The 15,362-nt window shown below is 29.7% G+C and carries 16 protein-coding genes and 1 pseudogene; all 17 read right to left on the bottom strand.

Going from position 1 to position 15,362, the window contains the following annotated elements; translation table 11 throughout:
- Positions 1 to 46: 46 nt before the first annotated feature.
- Positions 47 to 403, bottom strand: a complete 357-nt coding sequence (locus tag WMO19_RS06340) for a hypothetical protein (protein ID WP_349170819.1) — start codon at positions 401 to 403, stop codon at positions 47 to 49.
- A 69-nt stretch (positions 404 to 472) separates the two neighbouring features.
- A complete protein-coding gene (locus tag WMO19_RS06335; protein WP_349170817.1) occupies positions 473 to 691 on the bottom strand; it encodes a hypothetical protein in 219 nt (72 codons plus the stop codon).
- Positions 692 to 967: 276 nt separating this feature from the next.
- The gene (locus tag WMO19_RS06330; protein ID WP_349170815.1) at positions 968 to 1,423 is read right to left on the bottom strand and encodes a type II toxin-antitoxin system death-on-curing family toxin; all 456 of its coding nucleotides are present in this window, start codon (positions 1,421 to 1,423) and stop codon (positions 968 to 970) included.
- Positions 1,423 to 2,451, bottom strand: a complete 1,029-nt coding sequence (locus WMO19_RS06325; RefSeq protein ID WP_349170814.1) for a hypothetical protein — start codon at positions 2,449 to 2,451, stop codon at positions 1,423 to 1,425. The genes WMO19_RS06330 and WMO19_RS06325 overlap by 1 nt, the downstream gene beginning before the upstream one ends.
- Positions 2,452 to 2,496: 45 nt before the next feature.
- On the bottom strand, positions 2,497 to 2,940 hold the full coding sequence (locus WMO19_RS06320; RefSeq protein ID WP_349170812.1) for an SWIM zinc finger family protein: 444 nt from the start codon (positions 2,938 to 2,940) through the stop codon (positions 2,497 to 2,499).
- Positions 2,941 to 3,408: 468 nt separating this feature from the next.
- Entirely contained in the window at positions 3,409 to 3,630 is a 222-nt protein-coding gene (locus WMO19_RS06315) for a hypothetical protein (protein WP_349170810.1), read from the bottom strand.
- Between the two features lie 252 nt (positions 3,631 to 3,882).
- Complete coding sequence (locus WMO19_RS06310; RefSeq protein ID WP_349170808.1) at positions 3,883 to 4,083, bottom strand: hypothetical protein; 201 nt, start codon at positions 4,081 to 4,083, stop codon at positions 3,883 to 3,885.
- A gap of 235 nt (positions 4,084 to 4,318) precedes the next feature.
- Positions 4,319 to 4,990 (bottom strand): MgtC/SapB family protein, encoded by a 672-nt coding sequence (locus tag WMO19_RS06305; RefSeq protein ID WP_349170806.1) that lies wholly within the window; start codon positions 4,988 to 4,990, stop codon positions 4,319 to 4,321.
- Positions 4,991 to 5,644: 654 nt separating this feature from the next.
- Positions 5,645 to 7,177, bottom strand: coding sequence for a HEPN domain-containing protein (locus WMO19_RS06300; RefSeq protein WP_349170804.1), 1,533 nt, complete (start codon positions 7,175 to 7,177; stop codon positions 5,645 to 5,647).
- Between the two features lie 140 nt (positions 7,178 to 7,317).
- Positions 7,318 to 7,758: an Abi family protein gene (locus WMO19_RS06295; RefSeq protein WP_349170857.1), complete on the bottom strand. Its 441-nt coding sequence runs from the start codon at positions 7,756 to 7,758 to the stop codon at positions 7,318 to 7,320.
- A gap of 44 nt (positions 7,759 to 7,802) precedes the next feature.
- Positions 7,803 to 8,078 carry an Abi family protein gene (locus tag WMO19_RS06290; protein ID WP_349170802.1) on the bottom strand — a complete coding sequence of 92 codons (276 nt, stop codon included), beginning with the start codon at positions 8,076 to 8,078 and terminating at the stop codon, positions 7,803 to 7,805.
- A 459-nt stretch (positions 8,079 to 8,537) separates the two neighbouring features.
- Positions 8,538 to 9,095: a hypothetical protein gene (locus WMO19_RS06285; protein WP_349170800.1), complete on the bottom strand. Its 558-nt coding sequence runs from the start codon at positions 9,093 to 9,095 to the stop codon at positions 8,538 to 8,540.
- A complete protein-coding gene (locus WMO19_RS06280) occupies positions 9,058 to 9,885 on the bottom strand; it encodes a hypothetical protein (RefSeq protein WP_349170799.1) in 828 nt (275 codons plus the stop codon). The genes WMO19_RS06285 and WMO19_RS06280 overlap by 38 nt, the downstream gene beginning before the upstream one ends.
- Before the next feature lie 337 nt (positions 9,886 to 10,222).
- Positions 10,223 to 12,289, bottom strand: a complete 2,067-nt coding sequence (locus WMO19_RS06275; protein ID WP_349170798.1) for a DUF262 and DUF1524 domain-containing protein — start codon at positions 12,287 to 12,289, stop codon at positions 10,223 to 10,225.
- A gap of 404 nt (positions 12,290 to 12,693) precedes the next feature.
- A complete protein-coding gene (locus WMO19_RS06270) occupies positions 12,694 to 14,466 on the bottom strand; it encodes a recombinase family protein (RefSeq protein WP_349170796.1) in 1,773 nt (590 codons plus the stop codon).
- 55 nt (positions 14,467 to 14,521) lie between these two features.
- Positions 14,522 to 14,656: a hypothetical protein gene (locus tag WMO19_RS06265; protein WP_349170794.1), complete on the bottom strand. Its 135-nt coding sequence runs from the start codon at positions 14,654 to 14,656 to the stop codon at positions 14,522 to 14,524.
- Between the two features lie 292 nt (positions 14,657 to 14,948).
- Positions 14,949 to 15,362, bottom strand: a pseudogene (locus WMO19_RS06260) (MATE family efflux transporter); the annotation flags it as partial.

Genomic DNA, 15,362 nt, shown 5'->3' with positions numbered 1-15,362 from the left:
CCTTTGTCAGAAATATTCCAACAAAGGGTTTTTTTCTCTCGCAAAATCATTGGGTCTTCACAGTATTTTTTATGTAAAAACCAAAAATTATTCCCAAAGAAAGAGGCAGGTAAAAAAGATAGTTGCTACTTAAAAAATATATCCAAAATAAATGTGGAATGAATAAGAAAATTAGAAGATAAGAAAAATATCCTCGCCTTTTAAATAAGCTTGGCAAAAAAATCAAAAGCCCCAACAAAAAGGGCATGACAAGCCTTATGTTTATAACTGCCACAGCCATATAAACTTTTGGCATTTCGCCAATACTTAAAAATAAAATGCCGCTAAAAAAATAAATCAAAAATAAAATAATAGCCTTGTCTTTGTCCTTTTTGTCGTAAAATTTTATTAGCTTTTCTTTCATTTTTTACTCCTTTTCTAGCTTTCATGTAGGTAGATTTTAATTTTTTTTGACGGTTCTTTTTTGCCTGTATTATATCTTTTTTCTCTTCAGGCGAAGATACTTGCAATAGGCCTTGTAGAGCCTGTACTCCAAGCTGCCAAAAGTAAGCATATATGCAGTTTTAATATTTTCACAAATAACAAACTTAAGATTGTCCCTTTCAAAAACAAGGTCCTCCAAAGTTTTTTTAAGCTCTTGGATCTTCTCCCTTGCCCTCTTGTCATCTGGAAACTCAATAATATGTCCCATGCCCTGCCTCCTTCCTCAATCATCATATTTTAATATATCAAGACCCCTTTTTACAGTATCAACATAAGCCTCGTTTACTTATTTCTATATCCTGACCATCAAAGTTATACATTCTGCATGGCTCGTTGGTAACGCCGAGGAGATATGAAAATTTGCTACAACAGGTAACTGCATCGTGACTCTTTTATAAATTAAGAACATATTAACAAAACTTAAATAAGGTCTTAATCCGCCTGTTTTCTGACATTTTTTACTTTCTCTTGGTTAATTGAGCGGTTAATAGAATTCATCTATTACAGATATCGCATTAAATATGTCCAGTTTTAATTCTTCATCTGTATCATATGTATAATTTAAAATAGCATCTAATATTCTTCGGAGTAATTTTTCATCAATATGTCCAGCCGCAACATGGTAGCTTATATTTTCCATCTCCCTAAAATATACCTTTGCGACCGCCATATAACCATTTTTCAATAAAAACATTGCGGTGAGAGTGATTGTTATTCTTTTATTACCATCTGCAAAGCAATGAAACTTACATGCACAGAAAAATAGATGCTCCAGCTTATCTAAAAAGGTTGGATAATAATCATCATTCTGTATATGAAACAAAACACTTTCTAACTTTCCAGTATCAAGTTGACCATAGTCTCCACCACCACTGTTTTCTATGGTAGCTTGGTGAATAGCCTTAGCTTCTTCAATAGTAATATAATTGATTTCTGCCATTAGCTACGCTCCTTTAATCGTTTTAATACATCACTATTCTCTTGCATCAACTTTTCAAGCTCATCACCAGCTACACCCAAGAATTTTTCATATTCTTCTGTATCTAATGGTTTGATATATTCTTCCAATTGATAATGAAAAGCATCTCTTAGCGCCATATCTCGACTAGCCATTTTCGTTCTCGCTCTAATTATTAAAGGTTTCCATAACGGCAACGTTTCAAATGATGTAAAAATGTCAGACAATTCCCAGTTATTAAGTTTCCTTCCCAATTGTTCCGATTGAGCTTTTATCATTGAAGCCAAACCACATTCATAGGATGCAATCAAATCTAAAACTTCTGAATACATAGTATCCCTTGCATTATCTTTTTTGGTCAAATGAAGTATATGTTTATATTCTTGTGCCTTTTCCTTAAATATACTTTGATATATTTTATCCGTATATATAGCATATTTACTATTTCCCATATCAACATAATCTCTTAATGCATCAGTAAATTCTCTACGATAGTTCTCCTCTTGAAGAAAAGCACTTATAAAGTCTTGATCTCTTTTATTGATGTACTTTGTAGAACCACCAGTTCTTTGATTAATAAAATCAATGACAATGTCTAACATTATTTGTCGAAGAACTTTTGCATTTTCACTTTCTGCCAATAACATTGCCATATTTAGAAAGGCTTTAAAATCAAATATTGCTATTTGCGGAGTTCTATTGCTAATGTTCCCGACATTTATGTCGGGAACATCCTGTGCTAATACACAATCCATGAATTCTTTGAGCTTTTTACCCTTTAGAATCTCATATCCATTTGAAGCAATTTCCTCAGAATTCTCGCTAACATATCTCTCGATCGTTCTCACATCAACATCAAAATATGTTGCCACCATTGATTTTGTTAATCTTAATCGTCCATCAAACATAATACCTTGAATACCTGTCTGATTTTGAATTTCATTAACTGCTAAATCATTATTCAAAATATTTTGTCTAGCGATTTGAGACGTAGTTAAATCTTTTGCCATTCTCATACTTCCTTTTTACTATATATTTACAGAATATAAGAAAAATTATTTCCCGTACTTTTCTTTTAACCTATATTCATCTAATTCAATCATAAGTTCCACATATGCTTCTCTCAATTCTACTTGTGACATAGTTTTTGCAAATCCCATATACTTATCATATTTCTTAGCCCTGCGCTCCTCTTCCTCTGATTCATACATTGTCTTTTCATTCTTAAAACAATCTGCCTCTGACTCATCAAGGCAAAAATAAACAGCTACAATGTGTTTGCATATTATTTTATTTCCATTTGCTAAAGAACAATCGCAAGTGGATTTTCTTGGATGCTCCATATCTACATGAACATGATAATCCTCATCGCCACTACCTGCTACTAAACCTTCGCAAGTTCCATCTTCATTCACAGTATACGAAAGAACTTTATTCTGTTTATAATAATCCATTCCACGCCATATAGATTTACTGCTGGCAATATCTATTAATCCCATAAAGAACCTCCGCAAAATACTCTTTCAATCTAAATCCGTTAATAATATTGGATATCATCGTTTTCTAAAATTCCAAGCAATAAAAGTAAATAAGCTTACCCTAGCAAAATCATTTGATCTTCACAGCCTTTTTTATATAAAAACCAAAAATTAGTCCCATGCCCTGCCTCCTTCTTACTTTTATTTTAATCCTTTTAATCTAGAAAATTAAAGGGGAAAACTAAAAATTCAGGCACTGTTTTATAAGAGCCGTCCCTAGCCACTATTCCATACCTCTTATAGGAGTAAAGAATTGCTCGGTAGGAAACACACAACGCCCTCTTCAGAGCTGCCAATAATGGGAAAGAACAAGACTATAACAAGTAATAAAATACGCAGCTTTTTCCTTTTCTTTTTATCTTTCTCTCTTTTTCTCATAAATACTCCCCCTTAAATTTTTACTAAACTTGCTTCTTCTTATGTCTTTATTTATCTTAAAAAATTAAAGGGGAAAATTAAAAACTCCTTAGCTGTAAAATAGGACTCATCCTCTTCCATCCTGTGGTAGATGGTGTAGGAATAAAGGATTGCCTTATAAGAAACAGTGCCACCATCCTTGTAGCGATAAGTTATGGGAAAGAATAAAACTAAAATAAGTAAAATAATAAATATCTTTTTCCTTTTCTTTTTATCCCTCTTTCTTTTTCTCATAAATTATCCCCCTTAAATTTATATTAAAATCCATAAAGCGAATATTTAATATTTCCTCTAAATAAATAATATCATTTTTTTACAATCTTTTTCTAAGTAATTTAATACTTTTTCTAATTATTGCAATTTTATTTGTCCTTTTATCTTAAAAATACAAGATACAAAAAAACGACTAAGATTTTTTCTTAATCGCCTTTCCCTTTTCCATTATTCAAATTGTTTTTAATTTAAAAAATTATTATAATTAATAATTTATTTTTTACTTTTAAAAAATTTTACCAGACAAGTAAACATTCCTATTACATATATAATATAAAAAATGTGTAGGACAGCAACTGGCATCCTAATACTTGCCTCTGGATGTCTTAGGGCGTAGTTTAAAAAAATAATCATAATTACAAACATCACTATAAAGCAGAATAAATATTTTCTCCTGCCTTGTCCATTTAACATCTCCTACCTCCCTTTATAAGTGGAAGCCTCCTAAAACTCCCTCCTAGATAAGGAGGGCCTTTACTTTTCCCCTTGTTTATTAATTAATTTGTTTTTTTAATTTGAAACTAATCTTTCTTTAAAATTCCTTCATCAAATAATTTTTTAATTTTACAATTTCAAAAACTGATAGGACTCTCAAAATCCATAACTGTAATAATTTTTCTAGGAACTTCTATCTCGACTTATCTTTCTTTTAATTTTTTTGTTTACTCAATTTTACTGAATTCAAATGATAGTCTGATTTTAATTTCTTAAAAAATTTACCAATATTATAATTCCTATTAAAGGATAAAGTTGAATTAATCATTGATTTATCGTCTATTTCTTCATCAATTATATCTAATTTTCTAACTTCCACGCCCTCTTTTGAAGCAAAATCTAGAAAGCTTTCTTCATCGAAATTGTCAGTATCAAATACCATTATATAAGACTTTGTTGTCATATCATTTATAAAATCACTGACGCCCTTTAATGATACCAAGGTTACTAGACAAATTATAGTTGCAATTACTGCTCCTTCATAAAATCCAATTCCCACTGCAAGTCCAATTGCTGCAGATAACCATAGGGTCGCAGCTGTTGTAAGACCCGATACACCTTCTTTTTTTTGAAGTATAGTACCTGCACCTAAAAAACCAATTCCACTTACAACTTGGCCCGCAATCCTTGCCGCATCTCGTCCAACATCATCAGATATTTTGCCAAATCCATCTATTCCTATAAGCATAATTAAACAGGCGCCAACACTAACAATAATATGCGTTCTAAAACCAGCAGCTCTATTTTTCATTTCTCTTTCTACACCAATAATGGCTCCCAAAAAGGCCGCTAACAATATTCTAAGTGTCACTAAAAATATATCCATCTTTCCCTCCTTACATTATACTCACTAATATTTTAAATAAGTCCTGTAGTGAAAATTTGTTTTTTATATTTTTACTTATTTTCTTTTTGGAAATTTTATTAAATATATTTTAATTACTATAAAAATCAAAATCTTCCCTATAATTTTTCCTTTGTTTTAATTCAAAAATAAGTTTGAGATACAAGTACTATCAAAACCTATTTTTTAAGAAGAGTAATACATTCTGCGTGTCTTGAGTGGTCAGTATGGATAAAATTTAATATTTCTCAAAAGCCTCGTATGTGGAAATATGTCGATAAACGCTAAAACCGATTAAGGTCTTAGAGGAGTAATATATATTACGTAAACACCATCATTCCTTTTATAAGCAAAAAGGCGCTTTGGCGCATAATACCGTCATAAATTATAGTTTAAAAATATTTTTTATATCTATCTTTGATGACATATCTTTTAAAGGTTCATCACTTTCTTCATTAATTAACCATCACCGAGTTTAATTTCAATCAGTCCATAAGCTCCATTTCTTAGATGAATCACTCCATCACATTTTAAGTCCCGCTTCTCCCTATAATAATAGGCTCTTACGTCTAAACAGTCGGTATAATTTCTTAAATTATTGCCCTTAAATCATAACCAGCTATTAGTTAGTAATTATTATTTTCTTAGTTTCGCCTTTAAAAAAGGATACTGATATATCCTTTCATCTCTATTTTCACCATATAAAGATCTTAAAACAAAATAATAAATCACAAAATCTAAAACTAAACTAGCACTTAAAAGCTCATCTATCGTTCTAAATCTGCTTTTATTTCTTTGATTATTTGCCCCATGAGTATAAAAATTTCTCGTATCTTTTAATCTTTGTGAGAAATTAAATATAAAGTTAGTATCTTCTTTCCAATTAGGATCCATTTCAGAAAACACAACTTTAAGTTCATCTGGGAATCTTTCTAATACTACTTCTAATTTTTCTCTCAAATTCATCTTTTTCTTTTTGTTTTTGTATAAACGCCTATTTACCTCTTCTTTAGTCGATTCTTCAATCTCAGAGCTATCCATAAAATTTTTTATCTTTTCTCTTGCTTCATTAAATTTTAAATCTGTATCAGTTAATTCTTCTTGACTTTGTAAGAAGTTGTCATAGTAGGTCTCCATCATTTTTATTTTATTTACTAAAATTGTTTCTATCTCTAAACTTGAATTCAAGTTTTGATAATATAAGTCAACAATATACTGTAGGCTATCTTTCTTTTCAAACCATACTTTAAGTAGCTCTCCATAATCGTCTTTAATATCGCTTAGTCTTAAAGAATTTATTTTTAATTTATGAGCTTCCTTTGAAACTTGTCTAAATATGAGTCTACCTTTACATTTAGGACTATAAAACTTAATTTCTCCATTCCCGAGATCTTCTATTCTCATCCTATTAATTTTGTCTTCTAAATAAAATTCAAAGTAAGTATACTTTCCAAAATTTTGTGTTAAAAAATCATTGAATTTTAAGGTCCAGTTTGCAATTCCAATGAATATTTCAATTGTCTCTGCTTTATATTCTTTTGTATAAATTGATATATATGATTCAACTTTTATCTGCGCTCCCTGATGAATTACTTGATTTGGTTTTATATCTTTTTTTAAGCTTAAAATATATTTTCCATCTAAAATTTCAAACTTATTATTATCAAAAAATTCATTATTGTAGTGTATCGTAACTGCCTTTGATACGCTTGAATCATCAAAGCTCGGTAAATCAATATTGTACCAATTATCTAAATAATCAATCCCAAAATTAACCTTAGTAGCCATAATTCTTTCTTCAATCTTAAAATCAGTATGTATTGGATCTATATTCAGTACATAAGCTACATTCGCAAGATATTTTTCTACTACGTAACCTGGAGCACTAAATGTTTTATCAATAATAAAACATTTTTCTAATATTACAAACAATCCTGAACTTAAATATCCATAAATACGATATATATTTTTATCAAAATCAGATCTAAATCCACTAAAACAACCATTAATATCTAAAGTAATCCTTCCTTCTGATAATTCAAGGGTGCCTGGCATGGCCTCATCTGAAAAAGTAGAACTATTCTTTTCAAATAAATCTCCTAAATTCAAAACCCACATACCTTTAACACTACAATTATTATCTAGCTTGAAAGACTTAATATTTCCCATTTAGTACCTTCCTAATATAAATAACTTCCCAATTTGATAAACCATTTAACTAATTTTATTATACCATTCTGTGTAATATAAAAAACAGCTCACTCGGAGCTGCATTTTAGTAATTATTCTTTTGGCTTATTCTGAAATCATTAAAGAATGCTTTCCCATTTCTCTATAAATCCTAAGTGCTTTAATTCTACTGATGGATATTTATTAATTATTTCTAATAAGTCACTATGAAATTTATCGTAATAATCATCTTCAGCTAACGTTTTAAGATTAATTATACTAGCAAAAATGGTATTATTAGATATTCCTTGGTTTAAATATTCTTTATATAACTTTGGAGTTTTCGTTAGTTTTGCACCATACAATCTGCCATAATGAGCACATATATTTCTGACATAAGATAAGTTTTCAATCCAAGATTCTAAATAAATATAGTCAACCTCGAATACTTTGGCAATTTCTCTCTTATCTTCATTCGCCATATTTTTGTACATTTTAGAAAGTGTGCCAAAGCTTGCTACTTCTATTGCAGCATATAATGGAATCTCTCCTCCTTCATAGTTTTCTTTGAAGTTATGTATAAAAGGTGACTTCTCGTTTCTGTTTATTTCTCTTTCTAATTCCTTTAAAGTACTTTCTGGAAATTCTTTTTCTTATAATTATCAAGATCTTTATATCCAAAATTCCCATATTTTAAGGAGAAGTAATTTGTAATTAAAGCTCTTAAATAGACTTCTATGTGCTCTATAATAGGGAATAAAATATGTCTAAGTTCCATGTCAAATAAATATAGGTCAACTATATTTTCAAAAGTAGTTCCATATATGTACTTCCCATTTTCTTTTAAAGTTATACTATAAGCTTTGATGATCCTAATAATAGGATACTTTGTTAAGCACATTTATTGCATAATCTTTATCTTCTATTTCTAAACCTAGAGAGATTAAATTGTCTATTTGTTTACTCACATCTATGGGAGCTTGATGAGACTTTTTCACTTTATTTCTCCTTATAATAAAAAGACCCGACTTGGTCCGCATTGTTAAGAGGCGTGTCGGGTACTGTTATTTATTATAATACACCATTGCCGGTTATTTGTCAATTTTTAAGCAATACTTCTATTAAAGTTTTTACTGTCTTTTATCTGCTTATCAAATCCAATTTAAATCAGAACAAGAATTTATTCCAGGTACTTTTGACTATTTTTATACTACTTTAAATTTTCCATTATATTTCAACTTAATATTCTAGAAATATAAGTTTTTAAGTCTTTGTTCCACTTCATATGCTAATTTTATATGATAAATTTTATTTTAACCCTATATCTAGCATTAATCAATGTTTGTTTAACTTATAATGTCTAAACTAAATTCCTAGCTAAAACAATATCACTTTCATCTTGATATATTGGTATGCAATTAATATCTAGTAATTCATTTATTAAGTATATTCTATCTGATTTGTTAAGATCTAAAATTAAAGCCTTGGACATAAAAAGCAATGTCCCTGTACCTATTATTTGTAATTTCTCTATTGTTTTTGCTAAAAAGTATTTAATCATTTGTGTTTTCTCATAAAAATCTTTCGGCTCATCTATTAGATTAAAATCATCTATTATAGCAACGGAGCCTATTCCTCCAACTTCATTACAATAAACATTATAAGCACTTGCCACATATTCTAAATCACCAGAAATACTATCAGCTAATAATAACATATCTTCAATATTATAAATATTAAAGGTATAAAATTTTATACTAGCTATAAACTTTTTAACTTCTACCTCGTCTCGCCATAAATATTTGAAAAAATCTATTCTTCCCAACATAATATCATCATATTCACAATCAGACGTTAAAAAAATTTCAAAATCAATTATCTCATACTTTTGAGAAAATTGATTGGATTGATATGTCATCTAAACCTCCATATTCTGGTAAAATCAATACTTTAATGTACTCAGCAATAATATCTTGATCAAGAATTTCTCCTTTAATAGCAATATGACTTAAATCGTCTATATATTCAGATTCTTTTTCAAACTCTATTTCTTTCTGTAAATCAAACTTGTTTAACAAGTTTATTTTTTCTATATTTATTGAGTTCTCTTTATAAAGATATGAAACAAATTTTGATTCTACAAAAGCTGTAACATACAAATGAGGAAAGTACATATTATTCTTTTCTTTTATAATATATTCAAATAAAATTTTATTATTATTGCTAGTAATGCTAATATATTCTGTAAATTGATTAAGAATATTAGCTGTATTCCTAATATAATTCCATATATATTCTGATAAAGATAAACAATCTTCAACTGAAGGTGGAGATTGATTTTCATGTTCTATAAGATTTCTAAGATTAAGATACTTATTTAATGTCAGTGTTTTTATAATTTCAAAATATTCTAAATCCCCTAAAAAATCTTTGGTTTTCTTTTTAGAACTGTATTTTATATTGTCAATCCCTAAATTTTTTCTTAACTCCATTGACGTTACATTAAAGGCTCTTTTTAGAGATAAGAATCCCTGGTTTAGCTTTTCTTTATTATCATTACAATTTAATATAGTATTATTTGCTTCATTCCATATTTCATAAGCACTATTTAACCCATAAATTTTACCAACATTTACAACCCTACCAATCATACAATCTTCAATAATCTTTGAATCTATCCATACATTTTCTAAAAAATTGCCTTCCATATTCACTTCCTATTAAATAAAAATTTTTGTAGTTGGTTAATCTACCTTAGAAATTAAAGTGATACATTCTGCGTGTGAGGTTTTGGAAATTGGTCGACGCAACGGACGGATATTTCCAAGTATCCACATTCTCTAAATGTTTTGATTTTTTCTAATTCCTGCTCTTGGTTGGTCTACACCGCTTATATCGTATTTATTTTCCATTTCTCTTACTAACTCGTAGACTTCTCCTTCGTAGATGTCCCTTCTCTTAGTAGCTTTTTAATCATTTCTTATTTGTAGGAGACTTCCTTTATTTATTTTTCAGACATAAATATACTTTATGGTCCCCAAATCATTATTCTGCCTGTGCATCAAAGGATTGCTTCACAATTTCCATAACTTGATCTAATTCATTTTGGTGCTCCATAAATAGTTCTACATCGCCATTTCCCCAACGTCCAACGTCAGTAATATCTCTGCAAATGCCATTAGGATCAATAATATCTGAAAACTTCATATTAACCACAATAAGAAGTCTCTCTTTCTGGATAATAATATCTACAAAATTAGTATCCAGTTTATAGGCAATATACAACTTTTTAAATTCCCTTTTTACCCCTGGAGATAGATTCATTATTCTCTTATCTAAAGCTTCGAATAGCATTCTTGTCACATCATTCATTTCATATGTTTCCAAGGAATACTCCGGAGTGGTATTATCTTCTACTTGATACTTTGCAAGTTCTTTATTTGTTAAATCTGGATAAGGCCAAATAGATTCTGCTTTCTTAGTTAATTCCTTTGCTCTCTCTTTAATATGAGCTTCATTCCACGTATTTTGTAAAACCACATATCTATTAAGTCTAAGAGCGCTTTCTTTGAATCCGCCCTCCATGTCCATCTTTTCCATAAAACACTTGTCGCTCATCTCAGAGTTATATGCTGTCAAAGTTAGATTACCAATTGTGTGTAAATATTTTTTCTGAACCTCTTGCCAATCATTGCCAAGATCAGCTTGCCACTCTCTTGAAAGATTTTTGTTCTGCGGCATAATATGCTCAATGGTATAACCCTCTATTATAATTGGAGCTTTGTTTTTAAAGTTTTCTAAACGACTAAGAATATAATTTCTATTACGCATATTGTAAATATCACGACTGACAAATGCAACTTCAAACTTATCGTTATCTGGGAATTCTTTGTAACTATCTAGCATCAAGAAGAAGGCCTTGACAGAATTCACATAATCATCTGGTCTAATAAAATTTTTCATAGTTGCAAATGTTTTGTTCAGTGAGTTAGTAGGAATCTCGCAAATTGAACGTCTTAATACATAGCTTATGCATAGCGTTAGAATTTCCTTCAGCTCGTCCAATGTAATTAACCCTTCATCGCAGTCACGATGAATTTTTAGTAAGAATGGATAAGATACTTCCATTCTTAAATCAGTAATATCCTCATAAATTCTTTTTAATCCTTTGTCAGAATTTCGCACGAATACAATGTCTGTATAATATTTTGCATAATCGAGCAAATCTTTACATAACTCTCTTATAGTTCCAAATTCACACTTCAAATGATAAAGCTTAAACTCTTCATATACACGTTCTTTCTTTGGAATACGAGAATTTTTCATAGTCAAGTAATCACGGAAGAAGGCATCCATTACTGTTCCTTGAGTTTCATAGACAAAAAGTTGTTCCATAGGTCTCCAAAGATGTTCATACACATAGGTTTGTTCTGAAGGTGCAAGGCCCATCAATATGTAGTTACGAATCAAATCAGATTCAGAAAGTTCTTTACCAGTAGAATTAAGACTTTCAAAAATTGCCTGTGCATCATCAACTGCTCTATCTAATGTGATATTGACAATTTGTAATTTCCCAATTGACTCATATACCTCAGTAGGCTCAATCTCTTTATCGGCAATCTTACCTACAAAGAAGTTATAATTTTCAATCAGTCTTGACCTAGTGTCATCCATAATTTGCTTATTCTCAACAAGGCTTATGAGAATATCTCGATCTGTTTCAGTTAAGAGCAGCTTATATCGTTCATCACCATCTTCATACTCATTTTTTAAAAGCATATTATCTATACGACGAGCATTTATAGTTTTGTCATCCGGATTCTTTATTGCATAATCGCGTGGAGCCAAGAGAAGCAGCGTTAAAGTAGTCATTCGCTGTTGACCATCAATAATCATATATTTTTGAACACCTGTTGGCATTGCCTGCTCAGCAATATTAACAATAGACCCAACAAAATGACCAAGCTTTCCTTGTTTCTGCATTTCTACAATATCATTCCAAAGTCGTTTGCACTGACCAATATCCCAGCTATAAAATCTCTGATAAACTGGTATCAAAAACTGCTTATTTCCATTTAATATCTCATAGATATTGCCTTTACGTGCATCCATATAATACCTCCATTATTACTTTTCTCCTACTGTCATCTATTTCATCGCCAAGTTTGTCTCTTCTTCCCTCTGTTTTTTAAATCAAATAATAATTTCTTAGCCACTTAGATTTTGGAAAATGAATCTCAACCATTTATTTTACTTTCTTAAATAAAAATTCATTTTTAAAACGTCTTTAATAAATTATTTAAATTGTGTATATGATCCTTCAAACATCTTGTATTATATCATTTTACCATAATAAAATAAAAAACAAGAATGACACATTACTTTTATTTGTATAATAGTTATTATAAATTTAAGATTAAATTCCATAAAAGAAAGACAATTTCCACATAAAAAGGCTTCTAAAGTTTCTTTGAAAACCTCAAAAACCTTGCTTTTTTTATTGATTCTATTTACTTTCAAGAAGAACAATTACTTCTGCGTGCGTTGTCTTTTGATTGGGAACATAATTTTTTATCCTCGTCATTCTTGTAGGAACACAATTTATTAATGTCATTGTCTTTGGCATTTTTTCTTTTATCTTTAAAGTTATTAGAATCTTGACTATCCTTAACTCCTGTTTTGAAATAGAATGTTAAGTCATATGGATGGACTGTTCCGTCTTTATCAATTCTACCCACTACGACTTTATCAACTATGCTTTCAAATACTGTTCTATTAAATTCCTCTATAATTTCTCTATTTTCTAAGACCTTTTTAAATTGCTTTAATCTTTCTTTAATAGAGTTTTCATCTTTTATTGTTAGCTCTAGGGTTTTCTTTTCATCAAGTAATTCTTCTTTTTGTTTTGTCAGTTTTTTATACTTTTTAGCATAAACTTCTTCGTCTATACTATCTTCCAAATGAAGATCAACTAACTTTCTTTCTTGACTAATGATTCTGTTTAATTGGTTTTCTATCTTTTTCAGATCCTTGACTAAAGTATTATCATTTATTTCTTCTTCAACAATTTTTAAAAAGTCATCTATTACTGTTGAATCTGCATGGCATAATTGCCTATAGCTTTCAACAAAAGCTTTTTCTATTGCTGCTTCTTGTATTCCTTTTGAATGAGGACAATATTTTTTACCTTTTTTAGTTGATTTTACACACTGCCAATTAATTTTTTTGTAAATTGAACTAGTGTGCCAAGTTCTTCTTGAAAGTATTTCTCCACAAAATCCACATTCCAGCATACTTGAAAAAGCGTATTGTCTTGATAGTTTCTCTCTTTTTCTATCCTTATTAGCAATGGTGTTTCTATTTTGTGCTCTCCTGAGTCTAATCTCTTGTGCCTTTTCAAAATCTTCTCTTGATATAATTGGCTCGTGATGATTTTCAATGTGATATTTATCAGATTCTCCAAAATTTGCTAGTCTTCTTTTTGTTATGGGATCAACTGTAAAGGTCTTTCCCATTAGTATATCTCCAATATACTTTTCATTTTTAATTATTCCTAACACTGTAGTGTCAGACCATTTTGTTTTACCTCTAGGGGTGAGATATCCTTGCTCTTCTAGTTCCCTACCAATGACTGAGCCACCATTGCCCTCTAAATATCTTTTAAAGATGTATCTAACAATCTTAGCTTCTTCTTCATTTATAGAGATACTTTTTGTTATAGGGTCATAGTCGTAGCCAAGGCAACCTTGAAAACCAATAAGCTCCCCCTTTTCCATTTTCATTTTCAGTCCTTTTTTTACATGGGCTGAGGTATTTTCTACTTCTTGTTGAGCTACTGAACTTAATATTGTTAATAGTAACTCTCCATCCATTGTCAAAGTATCTATATTTTCTTCTTCAAATACTACACCAACGTTATTTTCCTTTAGAAGCCTTACATATTTCAAAGTATCTAATGTGTTTCTGGCAAATCTTGATATAGATTTAGTAATTATCATGTCTATATCCCCATTTTGGCAATCACTAATTAGTCTCATGAAATCTGCTCTTTTAGTAGCAGTTGTTCCTGTTGTTGCTTCATCTGAATATATACCAGCCAGAGTCCAGTTCTTATTATTTTTTATTAGATTTGTGTAATAATCAACTTGCGATTTATATGATTCAAGTTGGTCTTTACTATCTGTACTTACTCGACAATATGCTGCAACTCGTTTTAAATCTAAATGTATTGAATTTCTATTTCTTGCTCCTGTATTTGAAGCTTTTATTACTTTTACTTTGGTATTCATTTTACCTCCTTCCCATTTTGTATCTTTCTACAGTATTAGTATATCACAAGAACAATTACTTTCTATTCTTCTTATAATCCTTTTCTAACCTGTTCTTAATTTTTGTATATTCCTTATCATTAATTAATTTAAGATCATACAGTCTACATAACATAGCAACTCTCATACTATAAACCTTTATTGCTTGCATTTTTACCTCCTATGTAAGTTGATTTTTTTACCTTGATAAGTGAATTAAATATGAAATATGTTAATCTCACCTAAGCATTTTCAAGAATATTCACTCTTCAAAGTATTTGGTTTTTTATAAAAAGATGACAAAACACCCATCACTTTATATAGTGAAATTTGCCCTCTTCGGTAACCTGAATTTTTATTTTTTATAGTATTTTTGAGTTTTAATGATTAATTTGAGCATAAAAAAATGAGGACTTATGATATTAGGCATAAATCCTCTAAAATGAAAGAAACTATTTATATTGTTACTTATATTTAATTTTCAAACTAATTTTATCCATCCTATTTAATTCACCAAACATCATTACTACACCAGCTATTATCATAATTAAATCTACAAGGGGTTCTGCAAACCATACTGCTTTAACTCCAAATATCATTGGTAAAATAATCATGGCAGGTACGAATAAAAATAACTGTCTTAGCATTACTATTATGCCGGCTTTTTTAGCGTTTCCTATTGATTGGAAGAATGTTATAGTCATTACCATTACTCCATATAGGATAAAGATAGAATAAAATAGTCTAAAGTTTCCTATTCCCTGAGTTATAATACTTTCTTCTACTCCAAATAAAGAAAGAATATTCTTTGAAAATGCTAATGCTGGTATCCAAAATATTGATGCAAGAACTAATCCTCCGATAGAAAATACTTTCAT

This window comes from Peptoniphilus hominis (ex Hitch et al. 2025) (assembly GCF_040096015.1).
Taxonomy (GTDB): domain Bacteria; phylum Bacillota; class Clostridia; order Tissierellales; family Peptoniphilaceae; genus Peptoniphilus_A; species Peptoniphilus_A hominis.
This window is presented reverse-complemented; position numbering and strand designations above follow the sequence as displayed.